Below are 18,259 nucleotides of genomic sequence, written 5' to 3' on the forward strand. Positions count from 1 at the left end.
TTCGCCGACAGTGAGGAGACGAGCCCGCTGAACCCCTCCCGCCCACCTGCGTTCTGCCGCCGCAACACGGAGTCTGCACCATGGCCGCCCGACCCACCTGGCAGGGACATCTGAAGCTGTCGCTGGTGACCTGTCCGGTCGCCCTCTACACAGCGACGTCGAGCGCCAGCCACGTCAGCTTCCACCTGATCAACCCCGACACCAACAACCGCATCCGCATGGTGCCGACCGATCCCGAGACCGGGCCGGTCGAGCGCTCGGACCTGGTCAAGGGGTTCGAGGTGTCCAAGGACGAATACGTCCTGTTCGACGACGCCGACTTCGACAAGGTCAAGCTGGAGTCGACCCGCACCATCGACATCAACCAGTTCGTCGACGAGGACGAGATCGACCGGCTGTACTGGGACGACCCCTTCTATGTGGTGCCCGAGAAGGGGGTGGGGGCCGAGGCCTTCGCCGTCATCCGCGACGCCATGAAGGCCGCCGGCAAGATCGCCATCGGCTGTCTGGTGCTGCGCGGTCGCGAACGGCAGATCGCGCTGGAGGTGCGAGGCAAGGGACTGGTCGCCTACAGCCTGCGGCCCCACGACGAGGTGCGCGACGCCGGCGAGTATTTCGACGACATCCCGGCGGTGAAGGCCGATCAGGACATGGTCGAGATCGCCACCCGGATCATCGGCCAGAAGGAGGCGGCGTTCGATCCGTCGAAATTCACCGACCGCTACGACGACGCCCTGAAGGAGATGATCAAGGCCAAGCAGAAGGGCGGCAAGGGCCTGGTCGAGGCGCCGGAGCCCGACGACACCAATGTGGTGGACCTGATGGCGGCGCTGCGGGCCAGCCTGAAGGGCTCGGCGGGAGGCAAGGCCGCCCCGGCGAAGAAGGCGGCGGCGAAGAAGCCCGCTGCGAAGACGAAGGCGGCATAACGCCTCGCCGTCCTGCGCCGCTTGACCATTCGGCGGTGCGGGTCGCTGATCGCGCCATGACGGATACACAGGATCAGGCGGCGGTGGTCATCGGCGCCTCGGGCGGCATCGGCGCGGCCGTCGCCGGGTTGCTGCGGGCGTCCGGGCGGTTCGCCGTCGTGCACGCCCTGTCGCGATCGGAGACCGGCCTCGACCTGGAGGCCGAGGCGTCGATCGCGGAGGCCGCCGGGCGGGTCGCGGAGGGGGCGCCGCCGACCCTGGTCTTTGTCGCCACCGGCGTGCTTCACCACGGATTCGAGCCCGAACGCGGCTATCGTGCCCTGACGGCGGACCACATGATGCGCGACTATCGCATCAACACGGTGGGGCCGGCGCTGGTCGCCAGACATTTCCTTCCGCTGCTGCCGCGCGACCGGCGGGCGGTGTTTGCGGCCCTGTCGGCGCGGGTCGGGTCGATCGGGGACAACCGGCTGGGCGGGTGGCACAGCTATCGCGCGTCAAAGGCGGCGCTGAACATGGTGCTGCGCAATCTGGCGGTCGAGCTGGGGCGCACCCATCCGCAGGCGGTGGTCGCGGGGCTGCATCCGGGGACGGTGGACACGGCGCTGAGCCAGCCGTTCCAGCGCGGCGTCAAGCCGGAGACGCTGTTCACCGCGGACTATTCCGCGGAGCGGTTGCTGGCGGTGATCGACGGTTTGACGGCCGCCGACAGCGGCGGCGTCTTCGCCTGGGACGGCGCGCGCATTCCCGAGTGAGGTGCGGGTCCGGCCGTCATCCTCGGGTCAAGCCCGAGGATAACGGACAGCGGGAGCTCTTGACTCGCTCACACAGTATGCGGCATACACTGTGCGTGACACACTATGTGAGATGCAGGGAATCGGCATGAGCCTCGATCCGGACCTTTATGAATCCATGCGGCTGGAGCTGCGGCGCGGGTCGCTGGTGCTGGCGGTGCTCGCCTGCCTCAGGACCGAGCGGTACGGCTACACCCTGCGTCAGGCCCTGGCCGCCGACGGGCTGGAGATGGAGGAATCGACCCTCTATCCGCTGCTGCGAAGGCTCGAGAGCCAAGGCCTGCTGAACAGCGAATGGCGCGAGGAGGAGAAGCGGAAGAAGCGCTTCTACGTCCTGTCGCCGGGCGGCGTCTCGATGCTGGCCGCCCTGACCGACGAATGGCGGGGCATCAACGCCTCGCTCGACAAGATTCTCTGAAACCGGGCTGAAGGGGAAAAGCCATGGACATGATCGACCGCTATCTGAACGCCGTCGCCGCGCAACTGCCGCAGGACGAACGGGCCGACATCGTCGCCGAGCTGCGCGATCTGATCCTGAGCCGCTTCGAGGCGAAGGAGGAGGAACTGGGCCGGCCGCTGACCGAGGACGAGCAGGAGGCCATCCTGAGGGAGATCGGCCATCCGCTGGTCGTGGCGGCGCGATATCGCAAGGGGCCGGACCATCTGGTGGGGCCCGAACTGTTTCCCTACTGGCTGTTCGGAGTGAAGGCGGGACTGCTGGTGTTGCTGGCGGTGCAGGCGATCGGCCTGTTCATCCATCTGATCAGCGGGACGGCGGATTCGGGTCAGGCGATCGCGCAGGCCTTCCACGGCTTCTTCGGCTCGGGCCTGACCCTGATCGGCGTGGCGACGGTCGCCGCCGCGGTGTTCGAACACTACGATATCCGGCCGAAATGGATGACGCAGTGGCGGGTCAAGGATCTGGGGGCCTTCGGTCTGTCGGATCCGGCCGCCTGGGGCGCTTCGGTGGCGGGGACCGAGACGGCGAAACAGACGTGGAGGCTCCGGCCCGCCAAGGCCTGGCCTGGCGCGGAATACGCCTTCTCGTTCATCGCCGTGGGCATGTTCTGCCTGTGGTGGGTCGGTCTGCTGCACTTCCCGGGCCTGGTGCATGTCGAACTGCTCGGCGCCGATGCGACCGTGACGCCCGCGCCGGTCTGGACCACCCTGTTCGCGCCGATCCTGATCTACGCCCTGATGCAGATGACGGTCGACCTGAACAGCCTGTTCCGTCCCCATGCGGTGCGGCTGCGGGCCGCGGCGCGACTGGGGATCGCGGCCGGCGGCCTGTGGCTGACGTGGATGATCCTGCAGGCCGGACACTGGTTCACCCTGACCGCCGACGACGGCGAGACCGCGCGCGTGGCCGGCGACTGGGGCATGCTGGACGCGGAGCGCCTGAGAACGCTGGGCGACGGCGCCCGCGATCTGGCCGGGGTGGCGGACACCCTTTCGGTGGTGATGGTCTGGGCCCTGGCCTTCTCGGCGATCAGCCTGATCTTCAGCCTCTTCGCCAATCTGTGGCGGCTGGCGCGGGGGTGATCCCACTCAAATGTCCGAAAACCGCGAGACATCCGGCCTGCTCGGGCTCATTCTGCGGGCATGGAAAACGCTGGCGAGCTCGATCAGGAGGCCTGTTACCGCGCGGTGCTGACGCGGGACGCGCGGTTCGACGGGCGCTTCTTCGGCTGCGTCAAGACCACGGGCATCTACTGCCGCCCGGTCTGCCCGGCGCGGACGCCCAACCGGGAGAACATGTTTTTCGTCGTCACCGCCGCGGCGGCCGAGGAGGCGGGCTTCCGCGCCTGCCTGCGCTGCCGGCCCGAGACGGCGCCCGACATGGGGGCCTGGCGGGGAACCTCGAACACGGTCAGCCGGGCCCTGGCCCTGATCGAGGCGGGGGCGCTGGATGAGGGCGACGTCGACGGTCTGGCCGCGCGGTTGGGGGTGGGCGAGCGGCACCTGCGGCGGTTGTTCCGCCAGCATCTGGGCGCCGCGCCGGTCAGCGTGGCCCAGACGCGGCGGGTGCTGCTGGCCAAGGCGCTGATCCACCAGACGGACCTGAGCATGGCGCAGGTGGCCCTGGCCTCGGGCTTCGGCAGCGTACGGCGGTTCAACGAGACGTTCCAGGCCCTCTACGACCGCCCGCCCTCGGCCCTGCGCCGGCGCGGCGAGCGGGTGCATGAGGGCGGGGTCAAGCTGAGCCTGTCCTACCGCCCGCCCTATGACTGGGACGCCATGTTCGCGGCCCTGACCGGGCGCGGCGACATGGTCGCGGGGACGCGCTGGTCGCGGCGGCTGACGCTCGATGGGGAGGGAGCCGACGGCTCGGTCACGGTCGAACCGGCCGAGGCCGGCAAGGTCTCGATCTGTATCGAGGCGACCGATCTGAAGGCCTTGCCGGGGGTGCTGGCGCGGGTGCGGCGGGTGTTCGACCTGTCGGCCGACCCGGAGGCCATCGCCCGCGACCTGTCCGCCGATGCGGTGCTGAAGCCGCTGGTCGAGGCGCGGCCGGGGCTGAGGCTGCCGGGCCAGTGGATCGATGACGGAGTCGAGGCGCCGAGCGACCGGTTGAAGGACGAAACCTTGACCGCCCGCGCCGAAGCCTGGCGTCCGTGGCGGGCCTATGGCGCGCTGTATCTCGCGATGGCGGGGATCAACGGCGCCCAGTTGATGGAGAGAGACGATGCGAAACGCGCAGCCTGAAACCCTGACGCTCGACCGGGTCGCCACGCCGACCGGAGAGGTGCTGCTGGTCACCGATGCGGAGGGCGTCGTGAGGGCGCTGGACTTCGCCGGCTACGAGGAGCGGATGATGCGGCTGCTGCGCCGCCACTGGGGCGAGGCGGCGCTGGTTGAGGGCCGGGCGCCGGCGAGGGTGCGGGCGGCGGTCGAGGCGTATTTCGGCGGCGATCTGACCGCCCTGGACCGACTGGCGGTCAAGACCGGCGGCACCGTTTTCCAGCGCGCCGTCTGGGACGCCCTGCGCGCCATTCCGGCGGGCGAGACGCGGACCTACGGCCAGCTTGCGGCGGCGATCGGCTCGCCGAAGGCGGTGCGGGCTGCGGGCCTGGCCAACGGCCAGAACCCCGTCGCGGTGATCGTCCCCTGCCACCGGGTGATCGGGGCCAACGGAACGCTGACCGGCTATGCCGGCGGAATCGAGCGCAAGCGCTGGCTGCTGGAGCACGAGCGGGCCAGCGCCCGCGCCGCCGTCTAGAATTTGTAGTTCAGGCCGACCTGGACGACCGGGAACAGGCCGTAGCCTTCGGTTTCCTCGGTGATGCGCTGGCTTTCGTCGCGCAGCCGGGCCTGGAAGGCCGCGTCGTTGGACAGGCTGCCGCCGGTCGAGGTCAGGGCGACCTCGGGCTCGTCGCTCCAGGCGACGCCGGCGACGGCGCGGAAGCCCCAGCGGCCGCGGCGGTAGAAGGTGTCGTCCCAGCCGATGCCGACGAAGGGGGCGACGTCGCGCAGCTTGACCGCGCCGTTCAGGGTTCCGACCTGGGACGGCGTATAGGTCTGGCCCCCGATCTCCACAGGCCCGGTCGGTGTCGCGGCCAGGTCGATGTCGCGGTCGCCCATATAGGCGCCGCCCGAGATCAGCAGGCCGTTGGCCATCGGGTGCATGTCGATGAAGCCGCCGATGGTGTCGAAGGCCAGGTCGGCGTTGTAGTCGACCCCGTCATAGCTTTCGTCGGCGCTGTGGGTGAGGCGGTCGATGGATCCGCGAAGCGTGAAGATGGGACCGACCTTGACCTGGACCTCGACGCCGAGACCGGTGGTTCCCGCCGTGGCCCCGACCGCGATGCCGGGCTCGGACGATTGCGCCATCGCCGATCCGGCGGACAGAAGCAGGACGACGGCGACGACGGGGATCAGGCGCATGGGGGTTTCTCAGGCAGTTTCATCCCTTGCAGCCGGTTCCGGTTAAGATCGCGTTTCCCATAATCGGCATACCCGGCATCGCGCTTGCGTTTTCCGGCCAGCCGCCTACATTCATCCCGACTTATGCTAACTTTGAGCATAAGTGGAGGAAACGAGCGATGGCGGACGGCATGTTTGGCTTGTCGAAGGAACTGGAGCGGGAGACCGCGCCGGTCTGGGCCAAGGTCAAGGATCACGTCACCCCGATGGAGTGGCCGGCGCAGGCCGCGCTGATCAGCGAGATCAACGCGCTGAAGAAGTCGCGTGACGCCGTCATCCTGGCCCACAACTACATGACGCCGGAAATCTTCCATGGCGTCGGCGACTATGTCGGCGACAGCCTGGGCCTGGCCAAGGAGGCGGCGCGGTCGCCGGCGAAGGTGATCGTCCAGGCCGGCGTGCATTTCATGGCCGAGACCTCGAAGATCCTATCGCCCGACAAGACGGTGCTGATCCCCGACCTGAAGGCCGGTTGTTCGCTGGCCGAGTCGATCACTGGCGCGGACGTGCGGCTGATCAAGCAGCGCTATCCCGGCCTGCCGGTGGTGACCTATGTGAACACCACGGCCGATGTGAAGGCCGAGACCGACATCTGCTGCACATCCGCCAACGCGGTCCAGGTGGTGGAATGGGCGGCGAAGGAATGGGGCGTCGACCGGGTCATCCTGATCCCCGACGAGTTCCTGGCGCGCAATGTGGCGGCCCAGACCAATGTCGGCATCATCGCCTGGAAGGGCCGCTGCATCGTCCACGAGCGGTTCACCGCCGCGGACATCGCCGAGATGCGCGAGGCCTATCCGGGCGCGGAAATCCTGGCCCACCCGGAATGTCCCGAGGAGGTTCTGTCGGCCGCCGATTTCGCCGGCTCGACCGCGGCGTTGACGGACTACATCACCCGTCACAAGCCGAAGCAGGTGGTGCTGCTCACCGAATGCTCGATGGCCGCCAACATCCAGGGCGACGTGCCCGAGGTCAGCTTCATCGGCCCGTGCAACCTGTGCCCCTACATGAAGCGGATCACGCTGGAGAACATCCGCGACTGTCTGCGGGACATGAAGTTCGAGGTGACCGTGCCGGAAGAGATGGCCGAGCGCGCGCGTCTGGCCGTGCAGCGGATGATCGACCTGCCGCCGCCGGCGGTCCCGGCCCGCTACGACCTGTTCAAGGCGAAACACCACGTCGCGGTGGAGCTGATCTGATGCACTACGTCGCGCCCGTGCGGATGGTCGCCAATGTCGATCCGAAGAGCCTGCGGCTTCTCGCCCTCCTGGCCTTGTGGCTGAGGACGGAGAAGGCCACGTCTTCGCGATGACAGATTCGGATCAGACGCGCCGCCCCGGTCCCTGGGAAAACCTGCCCCCGGCCGCGCCGGCCGAGCGGGAAATCGCGCGTCCGCAGGCTGGCGAACCGCCTCTGGACAAGGGTCAGCATCCCGTCTGGGCGGTGGTTTCGACCCTGCTTCTGGGCGGCTTCATCTGGTGGGTCTCGGGCAGCTGGGTCATCGCCGTCGCGGCGATCTGGGGCCTGCTGGTGCATGAGTACGGCCATGTGCTGGCGATGAACGCGCTCGGCATGGGCCCCGCGAAAATCTACATCATCCCGTTCCTCGGCGGCGTGGCGAAGAGCCAGCGCCTGCCGGTCAGCGAATGGCACGGCGTGCTGGTCTCGCTGGCCGGTCCCGCGTTCGGCCTGCTGGCCGCCATTCCCTTCTTCGGCCTGTACATCGCGACGGGACAGGGGCTGTGGCTGCAAGGGGTGTTCATCATCGCCATCATCAATCTGGTGAACCTCGCGCCCGCGCCGCCGCTTGATGGCTCCAAGGCGCTGGGACCCGTGCTGGCGCTCATCCATCCCATGGTCGAGAAGGCGGCGATGGTCGTCGTCGGCGCGGTGGTGGTGATCTGGGGCGTGACCAACGGCAGCTATATCTTCGCGGCCTTCCTGGCCCTGGCCCTGATCGGCCATCTGCGGCGTGGGGCATGGCGTCCCGACGGGCGTCCGCTGACCTGGCCCGAGGCGGGGCGCAGCGTGGGCCTGTTCCTGCTGGTCGCCGCGGCCTGCGCCGGCGTCGCCCTGGCCGGGCTGATGCCGGGCGCCGGATCGTTGCAGCAGGCGCTGGCGCTGGGCGCCAGCTATTTCGAGTTCGGCCGGTGAACCGCATCCGTCATGACGGACCGCTGATCATCGGCGGCGGTCTGGCGGGCCTGTCGGCGGCGCTGGAAGCGGCGCCGCGCAAGGTGCTGCTGGTCACGCCCGCGCCGTTGCTTGAGGCCTGTTCCTCGGCCTGGGCCCAGGGCGGAGTGGCGGCGGCCCTGTCGGCGGACGACGCGCCGGCCCTGCATGCGGCCGACACCGCAGCGGCCGGCGCCGGCCTGGTCGAGATCGAGGCCACGCGCGCCCTGACCGGCGACGGGCGCGAGACGGTGGAATGGCTGGCCGCGCTTGGCGCGCCCTTCGACCGCGACGCCGCCGGTGGTTTCGCCGTCAGTCTGGAAGCGGCTCATTCCCAGGCCCGGGTCGCCCGCGTCGGCGGCGACGGGGCAGGGCGGGCCATATTGTCGGCGCTGGTGACGGCGGTGCGCGCCGCGCCGCACATCGAGGTGTGGGAAGACGCGCGCCTGCGCGGCCTGATCCAGGACGCCTCGGGCCGGGTCTGCGGCGCCCTGATCGAACGGCGGGCCGGTCGCATGGTCGAGGTCACGGCCCCCGCCGTGGTGCTGGCCACCGGCGGAGCGGGCGGTCTGTATGCGCAGACCACCACCCCGGCGGCCCTGCTGGGCGAAGGCATGGCCCTGGCCTGGGCGGCAGGCGCCGAGATTCTCGATCCCGAGTTCGTGCAATTCCACCCAACGGCCATCGATGTTGGGCTGGACCCCATGCCGCTGGCGACCGAGGCCCTCCGCGGCGAGGGGGCGCGGCTGATCGACCGCGAGGGCCGCTTCCTGCTGGGCCCGGCGGCGGACGCCGACCTGCAGCCGCGCGACATCGTGGCCCGGGCCGTCCACGCGGCCTGCGCCGAGGGCCGCGGCGCCTTCCTCGATGCCCGTACAGCCGTCGGCCACGAATTCCCCGAAGCCTTCCCGGGCGTTTTCGCCGCCTGCATGCGCGCCGGGCTGGACCCGCGCGAGACGCCGATTCCGGTGGCGGCGGCGGCCCACTATCACATGGGCGGAATCGTCGCCGGGCCGGACGGCCGTACGACGCTGCCCGGGCTGTTCGCGGTCGGCGAATGCGCCGCGACGGGTGTGCACGGGGCCAACCGTCTGGCGTCCAACTCGCTGCTGGAGGCGGCGGCCTTCGGCCGGCGCACCGGCCGGGCCGCGGCGGCTGAACATGGCGCAGCCGGCGCGCCGATTGCGGTCGCGCCGGCGCCTGACCTGTCCGAATCCGGCTTGCAGCGTCTGCGCGCGGCCATGAGCGCCGACGTCGGCGTGGTGCGCGATGCGGCCGGGCTGACGCGGGCGCTGAGGCTCATCGCCGACCTTGAGCGGATCGCGGGGCCCGCCCTGCCTCTGGTCACGGCGCGGTTGATCGCCGGGGCGGCGCTGGCCAGGCGCGAAAGCCGGGGCGGGCATTTCCGCCGCGACCATCCGGCGCCGGTCGCGGCGGCGCGGCATACCCGCCTGACTCACGCGCCCGACTCCGCTGTGGAGTCCGGCGTTCTGGCCGCCGCAGGATAGAGCCATGATCCGACAACTGCCCGACCTGCTGATCGAGCCGGTGATCCTGATGTCCCTGACCGAGGATCTGGGCCGCGCCGGCGATGTGACGGCCCAGGCCTGTATCCCGGAAGGCGCCGACATGCGGGCGGCCTTCGTCGCGCGCAAGCCGGGCGTTCTGGCCGGGATCGACTGCGTCCGCCTGACCGTGCTGGCCATGGATCCCGAGGCGACGATCGAGCTGAAACGTCGGGACGGCGACGCCTTCGAGGCAGGGGCCGTGCTGGCCGAAGTCGAGGCCAACGCGCGGGCCTTCCTCGCCGCCGAGCGGACAGCGTTGAATCTTCTGGGACGTCTGTGCGGGGTGGCCACCCTGACGCGGGCCTATGTCGAGGCCGTGGCGGGGACGAAGGCGCGCATCGCCGATACGCGCAAGACCACGCCCGGCCTGCGCGCGCTGGAGAAGCACGCCGTCCTGTGCGGCGGCGGCGTCAACCACCGCTTCGGCCTGGATGACGCGATCCTGATCAAGGACAACCACGTCGCGGTCTGCGGCGGCGTCGGCGAGGCGATCCGCCGGGCCCGGGCCGCGGCGGGCCATCTGATGAAGGTCGAGATCGAGGTCGACGGGCTGGATCAGCTGGACGAGGCGCTGGCTGAGCGGCCCGACGTGATCATGCTGGACAATTTCACCCTGCCCATGCTGCGCGAGGCCGTGGAGCGGGCCAAGGTCTCGCCCTTCGGCCGGCCGGTGCTTGAGGCGTCGGGGGGGGTCAATCTGGAAACGGTGCGCGGAATCGCGGAGACGGGCGTGGACGTGATCTCGGTCGGCGCCCTGACCCATTCGGCCCCGTCGCTGGATATCGGTCTGGACATCTGACCGGACGGCGAACGCCGCTACGGAACGGCGCGTTCGGCACGGGGTTTATCCGGGGACAGAAGGAGACTTCGATGACCCACGCCCCCCGAATTCCCAAGGAACAGCGCAGCTACGCCGACAAGGGCGCCAATGCGGCCCCGGACGCCGGCGACAGCGACCGCCGCGATCTCGAGACCGAAATCCAGACGGGCCAGCCCGGCGACTCGGACGTCAATCTCGATGAGCAGGGACGGTTCGGCAATCTGAAGCAGAACCTGACCAACCAGTGGAAGGTGCAGGATCGCTGATCATGGCCAACAACCAGCACACACCCGAACCGGTCGATGAAAAGCGCTGGGGCGGTCCCGGCTCAAGCCATCAGAACGCCGACAGGGAGCCGCCGACGTTCAGCGACCCGCGACAGGGCGGTCCTACCAATCCGCGCAACAGCAAGGTCTCCGGCGGCGGCGGCGAGCGGGATTTGAAACACAGTCACGACGACGCGCATCGCTCGTCGAAGGGCGACCGGGACGCCTGACGGATCAGGCGGGAGACGAAGGTGCGGCGGCTTCGACCGTGACGACCGCGGATTCGGCCGGAGCGGGGGCCGGGGACGACGTGGGGGCGGGCGGCGCCTCGGCCGGGGCGCTGCGGCTGTCCTGCGACACCAGCAGATTGTAGGCCACGGCGCCGGCCTCGCGGACCGTGCCGGTCGGGTCCATGCTGGCCTGGATCAGGCGCGGACCTTCGACGGGGGCTGAGGGACGGGCGGCGTAGGTGAAGGCTCCGCGCGAGCCCGTCCGGCCGCCGAAGCGGTAGAACAGGTGGTCGCCGACCTGGTTGACCCGCACCATGGCATGACGCCAGCCGGGCGAGACGCCGGTGGTGTGGAAGAAGGTGGCGTTGCCGACGGGCGCGAAGACGCCGCCCGACAGGGCGCTGGAGGCGACCTCGCGGGCCCGGTTCCAAGCGGCGCGATTGACGGCGCCGCGCATCGAGCCGTCGCAGGTGAAGCTGAACTGGCAACCCGTGCGGCGGCCGGCGCCTTGGAAGACGACGCCGCAGACGCTCTTGGGAAAGGCGGGGTGACGGACGCGGTTCAGGACCACCTGGGTCACGGCGCGCATGCCATCGCGGCCCTCGCCGCGGGCTTCGTAATAGGCGGCCTGGGTCAGGCACTCGAGATCGCGCGAGGCGTCCAGGGCGCCGCCGAGGCGGAAGGGCTGGGCCGCGACGGGGCCGGTCAGGCTGACCTGGCGCAGGGCGGCGTTGCCGGGCTGGGCGCGCAGCTGTTCGAGGCGCGCGGTCATCAGTTCGGCCTGGCGGTCGCGCTGGGCGCCGCCGGCGACGGTGTAGGGATCGTGGCGCCGGGCGATGGCCAGGGCGCTTTCGTCGAGACCGCCGGCCGCCGCGGCCAAGGCTTCCTCGGTAAATCCGGCCGCCGTGGCGCCCTCGATCCGTTCCGCCTGATTCCGCACGGTTGTGGCCTTCGCCGCCGTGCCGCCCAGGTAGGCGCAGCCCACGGCCAGCCCCATCACAACGCCGAAAGCCGCAGCCGCCGAGCCGGGCCGGATACGGGCCAGACGTTCGACAGGGGTCTTCGCGCACGTGTGCGGGGCGTTCGGCAAGGGCTCAGTCCTGTTCGGCAGGGCGCAATGCCGCCCCCGGGTAGTCTCGCAACCGGGCGACCCTCTCCAATCTCGTGGAGATCGGCGTCGCGATCCGTTTGCGGTAAATCGGCGGTCGGCGAATGGGGCCGGCCGTCGAGGACGCGCCTTAAGCCAGCCGTTTGTGGCGCCAATGTGGTTGATTCGCAAGATTCGCGTGCGACGCAACATCGCGAGGGACGCAATGTGCAACGTCCAGTGTTTCTGATGAGCTGGCTATGTATGAGGTTGATAATCTATCTCACGTGATCTGTATTGCGGAACACAGAAACAACATGATCATCCGATGAATCTGCATAATGACGATTAACAGGACTAGCATCTATTGTCGTCGTTATGGTTTCGTTGACGATTTTAACTTTGCTCTCGGAGCCGGAACCGGCGGAGCGGCAACCGCGTTCCGCCTGCACTACCGGGAGAATTTCGTATGAAACGCATGGCTGTCACCCTCGTCCTCGCCCTCGCCGCGGTCTCCGCCGCCGCCTGCGGGCAGACCATTGAACAGAAGGCCGCCACAGGCGCGATCGCCGGCGCACTGGTCGCCGGTCCCGTCGGCGCCGCAGTGGGCGGAGCGGCGGGCGCGGCCGTCGGCCAGGCCGAGAAGCCGAACTGACACACTTCCTCGTCGAGTGAGCGAGGCGGGTCGGATCCCGCCTCGCAACCTTGATTTCGCCGCCTATATAGGGTTAGCCGACGGCCCGGGGCCGGGTGATGCTCGCCCCGAGGCCGTTCCGCGTACTCCGACAACCGATCAAGGACATCGACGACCTCCGCATGAGAGATCTGAAACAAACCGGCTTCGCCGACCGCCTCACCACCCAGCAGGAGGCCAAGAAGGCCCTGCTCGCCCGCTTCAAGGCCAAGCCCGCCGCTCCCGACCCCGAATTCGAGAAGCTGGCGCTGAAGCGCGCCGCCGAGAAGGAAGCCCTGCGCCAGCAGCACGAATTGGCCAAGGCGGAAGCCCGTCGCGAAAAGGCCGACAAGGAAGCCGCGCGCATGGCGGCCGACGCCGAGGCCCAGGAAGCCATCGAGGCCGAGAAGCGCGCCGCCCGCAAGGAGCGTAAGGCGCTCACCAAGGAAGAACAAAAGGCCGCCCGCGACGCGCGGTACGCCGCCCGCAAGGCCCGCACCCGCTGATTTATTCGCCGGCCGGCGCATCCCCGGGAGCGAGATCGCCCAGGATGTGCGCCAGCTGTTCACCCGAATAGGGCTTGCGCAGGAACGGCCAGGGTGCGTTCGACAGAGCCGCGTCGACGTCGTCTCCCGCGTAGCCGGACGTCAGGACGATGCGCATGCCCGGATAGTCGCGCTCGCACCGGCGCGCCAGTTCGATCCCGGTCATGCCGCCGGGCATGACCACATCGCTCAGCATGATGTCGAACCGTTCGCGCTTGAGCAGATCCAGCGCCTGGGGCGCGGTTTCGACGGCGCGGACCTCCAGTCCCAGCCCCTCCAGCAGTTCGAGCACGACCACGGCGACGCTGACGTCGTCCTCGACCAGCAGGAGACGGCGCCCCGCCGTCATCGCCTGGGCGGCGGCGGGCCCGGGTTCGATCGCCGGCGTCGCGCCGTCCGCCAGCGGCGGCAGATACAGCTTGATTTCGGTTCCGCGCCCGACGGTCGAGGCGATGTGGGCGGCCCCGCCGCTCTGGCGGGCGAAGCCGTAGACCTGGCTCAGACCCAGGCCGGTGCCCTTGCCCACCGCCTTGGTGGTGAAGAAGGGTTCGAACACCCGGGCGATGACGTCGGGCGGCATGCCGGTCCCGTTGTCCGACACGGTCACGCAGACATAGTCGCCCGGAGGGAGGTCGGCGACCTCCCCGGCCGCAACGGGGCAGGACATGGTCCGGACCGTGATCCGGCCCTTGTCCCCGACCGCGTCGCGGGCGTTGACGACCAGGTTCAGCAGGGCGGCCTCGAACTGGGACGGGTCGACGCTGACCCGGGCCCCGCCGCGGCGCAGCTTGAGCTTGAACTCGACCGCCTCGCCGACGGCCCGGCGCAGCAGCGGCTCGCTCTCGCGAATCTGGGCGTTCAGGTCGACGGGCTCGGGACGCAGGGCCTGCCGGCGCGAGAAGGCGAGCAGCTGGTGGGTCAGGCCCTCGCCGCGTCGGGCGGCGGCCAGGGCGGCCTCGCCGAGCTTCTGGCGCTTGGCGGCGTCGTTGGGCGAGCGCAACATGATGTCCAGCGCCCCGATGACGACCGTCAGCAGGTTGTTGAAGTCGTGCGCCACGCCTCCGGTCAGGCGGCCCACGGCCTCCATGCGCTGGGCGTGCATCAGGTCGGCCTCGGCCTTGGCCTTCTCCGCCATCGCCTCGCCGACCCGCTCCTCCAGCAGTTCGTTGATGCGCTTCAGATCGTCCTCGGCGCGCTTGGCTTCGGTGACGTCCACGTTGGCGCCGACATACCCCTGGAATTTTCCGGCGCCGTCGAACCGGGGCAGGGCCTCGCAGCGCAGCCAGCGTTCGCCCATGACCGGGTGTTGCGTGCGGATCAGGCTCTCGAAGCGGTCGTGCCGGTCGACCGCGTCGGCGAAGGCGGCGGTGAAGGCTTCGATATCGTCGGGGTGAACGAGACGGCGCCAGCCCTCGGCGACGTCCAGTTCCGACTCGATGCCGAAGAAGGTGCGGTAGCGGCGGTTGATGAAGCTGGGCTTGCCCTCGGCGTCGAGCATCCAGATCAGGGCGGGCGCGCTGTCGGCCACGGTGCGGAACCGGGTCTCGGACTCCACCAGCCGGTCGCTGGTTTCCCGGATGTCCGTCACGTCGAACGCGACGCCGACGAAGCCGAGAACCGCGCCCCCCGCGCCCAGCCGCGGTCTGGAGAAGGACTTCAGCCAGCGATACTGGCCGTCGTGACGCAGGTAGCGCGCTTCCATCGAAAAGGGCTGACCCGTCGACTCGCCGGCGAGCGACTCGGCGATGATCCGGTCCTGGTCGTCGGGATGGACGATGCTGCGCCAGTCGGCCAGCCGCGCCTCCTCATAGGTCCCGCCATTGAAGGCGACATAGGCCTGGTTGACGAAGGCGCGCGTGCGGTCCTGCTGGGTGACCCAGATGAGAACGGGCGCGGTGTCGGCGATGGCGCGAAAACGCGCCTCGCTTTCGCGGACCTCGGCCTCGGCGCGGGCCCGTTCGATCTCGGTCCAGGTGCGGACCGCGACCTCCTGCAGAAGGCTGGCTTCCGCCTCGCTCCATTCGCGCACGCTGGCATGGTGGGCGTACATGAAGGCCCGCAGGCGTCCAGCCCGAATAACCGGCGCACGCAGCAGAGCCCGCGTTTCCAGCCGCCGGAAGACGTCCAGGGCGTCCCTCGTCCGCTCATCCATCTGAACGTCGGGAATGCGAATCAGCCGGCCTTCGGCAAGGTCCGCGATCAGGTCCCCGCCGAGATCCTCGAGGCGGAATTTCCCTTGGGCGCTGACGACGCCCGCGGTCCAGTCGCGGGTCATGGAGACCACGCCGCGTTCCTCATCCACCTCGCCGTAGCCGACGCGGTCGGCGCCCAGTTCGGCGCCCACCGCTCGCCCGACCTCGACCATGATCTCTTCGGGGGAAACGAGGTCGCGCAGCCTGTCGGCCAACTCCAGCAGGAAGCTCTGGCGCCGTTCCAGCGCCGCCAGCGTATCCAGCGCCTCGCGTGTCTCGCTGACGTCGAAGGCCATGCCGACATAGCCGAGGAAGGTCCCGTCGGAGCCGAACCGCGGATTGACGGAGACGCGCATCCAGCGCCACTTGCCGTTCGCGTGCTGGAACCGGGCCTCGAAGCCATAGGGCAGATGCTGCGGCCGATGGGCCGCCATCACCGCCTCGACCGCGGCCTGATCGTCCGGATGGACGGTCTGTTTCCAGACGTGGCCCAGTATCTCTTCGGCGGGCCGGCCGTAATATTCCACCAGGGCCGTGTTGACGAATTCGACCTCGGCGTTCGCATTGGTCATCCACACCGGAGAGGGCGCCGTATCGGCCATCAGGCGGAAGCGGGCGTCGCTCTCGCCGACGCGGACGTCCGCGGCGGACAGCTCGGCGACCGACTGGTTCAGCTGCGCCACCGTCTTGCGCAGGGAGGCGGCGACGACGGCGACGAACAGCCCTACGACGATGAAATTCGTCGTCGCGATCACGCCCATCGGCGTCGAGATGCCCACACCCTGGGCGCCCGGCCCCGCGATCGCCCAGCCGCCGAGCAGCGCGGCGACGACCGTGGTCGCGCCCGCCAGCCGGCCCGCCGCCAGAGCCGCCAGAACCACGCCGGGCAGAAGAATGATGAAGCCGCTTATCTGGCCATAGAAGCCGGACAGCGCCCAGCGCAGCGCCAGAACCAGGGCCGCGAAGGCCAGGCCGATCAGGATGTTGATCCACCACGGCCGGGGCGGAATCCGCGCCAGTCCGCTCAGGGCGGCGTCAGCACTCGACAAATGTTTGGGAAACCCGGCCCCGCTCACTCAACAGCCCCCGCTCGCGCCCTGCGCGATCCGCTGCAACGTATTGGGAAGCATCACGTTCCCTCAAGCGTCGCCATTCGCCCCGCTGTCGCACGAACGCCCGGTCTTGGCGAATGCCCCCGCCATGCCCACCTGCGTACTGACCGTTTCAATCCCCCGAGGAGCCCGCATGACCGCCACGATCGACACCGGCCTGACAAAGACCGAGCGCGCCGACGTCGCCCAGGAACTGACCAAGGTGCTGGCCGACAGTTTCGCCGTCTATCTGAAGACCCACGGCTATCACTGGAACGTCCGCGGGCCCGAGTTCTTCAGCTTCCACAATCTGCTGGAGCAGCAGTACCGCGACATCTGGGCCGCGCTCGACGACCTCGCCGAACGCATCCGCGCCTTGGGCGTCCTGGCGCCGCAAAGCTTTTCGGGATTCGGCAACCTGACCTCGATCAAGGATGGAGACCCCGAGAAGGAGGCGACCGCCATGCTCAAGGAGCTGATGCAGGACCACGAAACCCTGATCGCCACCACGCGCAAGGCGCTTGAGGTCGCCGACGAAGCCGGCGACGAGGCGTCGGCCGACCTGATGACGCAGCGGCTGGCGGCGCATGAGAAGTTCGCCTGGATGCTGCGGTCCACCCTCGGGGGACGTTGAGGCTTGACCTAACGGCGCTTTTCCGCCTGAAAAGCGCCCCGCTTGCCGGGCATGGAAGACATTGGGTGGCCCAGGCCGCCTCTGGAGCTGGATTTGGCCGCAATCGACTGGAGATCGATGCTGAAAGGCACGCGACGGCTGGCCGCCGGCGCGCCCGTGGTGGTGGCCGCCTTCGGCGTGGCCATGGCCGCCAGCTCGACTCCCCGACCCGAAATCGACCGCCGCGCCGAGGTCGTCCGGGCCCTGACAAGGGGCGACCTGGGGGCCCACGGCATGGCGGCCATCACGGGCCGCATGGATCCGTCGCAACTGGCCGTGGCGCTGCGTCACGATCCGGGTGAGCGCCAGCCCGCGCTGTACGGCCTGACGCCGGGCTGGGAAAGCCTGACCCTGGCGGGCCGGCCGACGCTGGAGTTCGGCGCCACGGGCCTGGACGCCATGAAGCTGAACGCCGCGACGCCGAACGCCTCGCAGTATCTGCGCGTGGCCGCCCCCTTCATCTTCAAGCCCGCCACGGCCGAGGATCGCCGCCGGGCCCTGCGCTGCCTGACCCAGGGCGTCTATTACGAGGCGGCGCTGGAACCCACCGCGGGCCAGGAGGCCGTGGCCCAGGTCATCCTGAACCGCGTGCGTGACCCGAACTACGCCAACACCATCTGCGGCGTGGTGTTCGAGGGGGCTGAGCGGACGACGGGTTGTCAGTTCAGCTTCACCTGCGACGGCGCCCTGGGCCAGGCCCCGGTCGGCTGGGCGTGGCAGCGCGCGAAACGGGTCGCGGAACAGGCCCTGGCCGGTCATGTGTCGGCCGCGGTCGGCACGGCGACCCACTATCACGCCGACTATGTGCATCCGTGGTGGTCGCCGACGCTGAACAAGCTGACCCAGATCGGCGCGCACATCTTCTACCGCTGGAAGGGCGTCTACGGAGAACCCGCCGCCTTCAGCCAGCGTTATTCCGGCCGCGAGCCCCTGATCGACGAAGCCCGCTTCTCGCGGCCGCGCATCCAGCTCGCCACCGCCGCGGAAGCCGAAAAGGCGCTGGCCGAGGCCGCCGCCAATGGGGAAACCGCGATGCGGACCGTCGAGATCGACGGCCAGACCCGCGTCGTCGGCGTCGCCTCCCTGGGCGGACGCCGTCAGGCCTCGGCGTCCGACATCGCGGCCATCAACGAGCGGCTGGCAGCCTTCGAAGCCCCGGCCGCACCCTCACCCGAGACGCCGGGTGCGGTTGCTCCAGGCGTGACGCCCATGGCGGTCGAGGAAGTCGGTCGCCCGGGCGCCTGACGTCCGCCACGCCTTCAAGCTTTGCAACGGCGACGGCATTTGGGCATTACCTG

19 protein-coding genes are annotated in these 18,259 nt (G+C 69.5%); 16 read left to right on the forward strand and 3 right to left on the reverse strand.

Features of this window, described 5'->3' with window-relative positions:
• Positions 1–80: 80 nt before the first annotated feature.
• The 6 genes from ku to ASD59_RS02865 all read left to right on the forward strand — a co-directional run bounded on the left by ku (position 81) and on the right by ASD59_RS02865 (position 4,940).
• Positions 81–926 (forward strand): non-homologous end joining protein Ku, encoded by an 846-nt coding sequence (gene ku / locus ASD59_RS02840; RefSeq protein WP_055827995.1) that lies wholly within the window; start codon positions 81–83, stop codon positions 924–926.
• 56 nt (positions 927–982) lie between these two features.
• Positions 983–1,681, forward strand: a complete 699-nt coding sequence (locus tag ASD59_RS02845; protein ID WP_055827998.1) for an SDR family NAD(P)-dependent oxidoreductase — start codon at positions 983–985, stop codon at positions 1,679–1,681.
• 127 nt (positions 1,682–1,808) lie between these two features.
• On the forward strand, positions 1,809–2,138 hold the full coding sequence (locus ASD59_RS02850; RefSeq protein ID WP_055829658.1) for a PadR family transcriptional regulator: 330 nt from the start codon (positions 1,809–1,811) through the stop codon (positions 2,136–2,138).
• Positions 2,139–2,161: 23 nt separating this feature from the next.
• On the forward strand, positions 2,162–3,262 hold the full coding sequence (locus tag ASD59_RS02855; RefSeq protein WP_055828001.1) for an HAAS signaling domain-containing protein: 1,101 nt from the start codon (positions 2,162–2,164) through the stop codon (positions 3,260–3,262).
• A gap of 60 nt (positions 3,263–3,322) precedes the next feature.
• Positions 3,323–4,426 (forward strand): bifunctional transcriptional activator/DNA repair enzyme AdaA, encoded by a 1,104-nt coding sequence (locus ASD59_RS02860; RefSeq protein WP_055828004.1) that lies wholly within the window; start codon positions 3,323–3,325, stop codon positions 4,424–4,426.
• Positions 4,407–4,940: a methylated-DNA--[protein]-cysteine S-methyltransferase gene (locus ASD59_RS02865; protein ID WP_055828007.1), complete on the forward strand. Its 534-nt coding sequence runs from the start codon at positions 4,407–4,409 to the stop codon at positions 4,938–4,940. Before ASD59_RS02860 ends, ASD59_RS02865 begins: the two co-directional genes overlap by 20 nt.
• Here ASD59_RS02865 and ASD59_RS02870 read toward each other — a convergent pair.
• Positions 4,937–5,605 (reverse strand): hypothetical protein, encoded by a 669-nt coding sequence (locus ASD59_RS02870; RefSeq protein WP_055828009.1) that lies wholly within the window; start codon positions 5,603–5,605, stop codon positions 4,937–4,939. The two genes, ASD59_RS02865 and ASD59_RS02870, sit on opposite strands and share 4 nt — an antisense overlap.
• A 158-nt stretch (positions 5,606–5,763) precedes the next feature.
• On the opposite strand from ASD59_RS02870, the gene nadA reads away from it, so the two are divergent.
• The 6 genes from nadA (at position 5,764) to ASD59_RS02900 (ending at position 10,700) form a co-directional block, all read left to right on the forward strand.
• On the forward strand, positions 5,764–6,843 hold the full coding sequence (nadA, locus tag ASD59_RS02875; protein WP_055828013.1) for a quinolinate synthase NadA: 1,080 nt from the start codon (positions 5,764–5,766) through the stop codon (positions 6,841–6,843).
• A 109-nt stretch (positions 6,844–6,952) separates the two neighbouring features.
• The gene (locus tag ASD59_RS02880; protein ID WP_055828016.1) at positions 6,953–7,798 is read left to right on the forward strand and encodes a metalloprotease; all 846 of its coding nucleotides are present in this window, start codon (positions 6,953–6,955) and stop codon (positions 7,796–7,798) included.
• Positions 7,795–9,324 (forward strand): L-aspartate oxidase, encoded by a 1,530-nt coding sequence (locus tag ASD59_RS02885; RefSeq protein ID WP_055828019.1) that lies wholly within the window; start codon positions 7,795–7,797, stop codon positions 9,322–9,324. Before ASD59_RS02880 ends, ASD59_RS02885 begins: the two co-directional genes overlap by 4 nt.
• Before the next feature lie 4 nt (positions 9,325–9,328).
• Positions 9,329–10,183, forward strand: coding sequence for a carboxylating nicotinate-nucleotide diphosphorylase (nadC, locus tag ASD59_RS02890; RefSeq protein ID WP_055828022.1), 855 nt, complete (start codon positions 9,329–9,331; stop codon positions 10,181–10,183).
• 71 nt (positions 10,184–10,254) lie between these two features.
• Positions 10,255–10,470 carry a hypothetical protein gene (locus ASD59_RS02895; RefSeq protein WP_055828025.1) on the forward strand — a complete coding sequence of 72 codons (216 nt, stop codon included), beginning with the start codon at positions 10,255–10,257 and terminating at the stop codon, positions 10,468–10,470.
• Positions 10,471–10,472: 2 nt separating this feature from the next.
• The gene (locus ASD59_RS02900; protein WP_055828028.1) at positions 10,473–10,700 is read left to right on the forward strand and encodes a hypothetical protein; all 228 of its coding nucleotides are present in this window, start codon (positions 10,473–10,475) and stop codon (positions 10,698–10,700) included.
• A gap of 4 nt (positions 10,701–10,704) precedes the next feature.
• On the opposite strand, the gene ASD59_RS02905 is transcribed toward ASD59_RS02900, so the two are convergent.
• On the reverse strand, positions 10,705–11,790 hold the full coding sequence (locus ASD59_RS02905; protein ID WP_235561701.1) for a cell wall hydrolase: 1,086 nt from the start codon (positions 11,788–11,790) through the stop codon (positions 10,705–10,707).
• Between the two features lie 466 nt (positions 11,791–12,256).
• Here ASD59_RS02905 and ASD59_RS02910 point away from each other — a divergent pair, with 466 nt between their 5' ends.
• Together ASD59_RS02910 and ASD59_RS02915 are read left to right on the forward strand one after the other, a co-directional pair.
• The gene (locus tag ASD59_RS02910) at positions 12,257–12,442 is read left to right on the forward strand and encodes a hypothetical protein (protein ID WP_055828030.1); all 186 of its coding nucleotides are present in this window, start codon (positions 12,257–12,259) and stop codon (positions 12,440–12,442) included.
• 161 nt (positions 12,443–12,603) lie between these two features.
• On the forward strand, positions 12,604–12,966 hold the full coding sequence (locus tag ASD59_RS02915) for a DUF6481 family protein (protein ID WP_055828033.1): 363 nt from the start codon (positions 12,604–12,606) through the stop codon (positions 12,964–12,966).
• Position 12,967: 1 nt separating this feature from the next.
• Here the strand turns inward: ASD59_RS02915 and ASD59_RS02920 are convergent, their stop codons facing one another.
• The gene (locus ASD59_RS02920) at positions 12,968–16,246 is read right to left on the reverse strand and encodes a PAS domain S-box protein (RefSeq protein WP_235561702.1); all 3,279 of its coding nucleotides are present in this window, start codon (positions 16,244–16,246) and stop codon (positions 12,968–12,970) included.
• A gap of 196 nt (positions 16,247–16,442) precedes the next feature.
• Between ASD59_RS02920 and ASD59_RS02925 the strand changes: the two genes are divergently transcribed.
• Positions 16,443–16,922 carry a Dps family protein gene (locus ASD59_RS02925; protein ID WP_055828041.1) on the forward strand — a complete coding sequence of 160 codons (480 nt, stop codon included), beginning with the start codon at positions 16,443–16,445 and terminating at the stop codon, positions 16,920–16,922.
• A gap of 117 nt (positions 16,923–17,039) precedes the next feature.
• Positions 17,040–18,206, forward strand: coding sequence for a cell wall hydrolase (locus tag ASD59_RS02930; RefSeq protein WP_055828044.1), 1,167 nt, complete (start codon positions 17,040–17,042; stop codon positions 18,204–18,206).
• Positions 18,207–18,259: the final 53 nt, after the last annotated feature.

This window comes from Brevundimonas sp. Root608, assembly GCF_001427825.1.
GTDB lineage: Bacteria > Pseudomonadota > Alphaproteobacteria > Caulobacterales > Caulobacteraceae > Brevundimonas.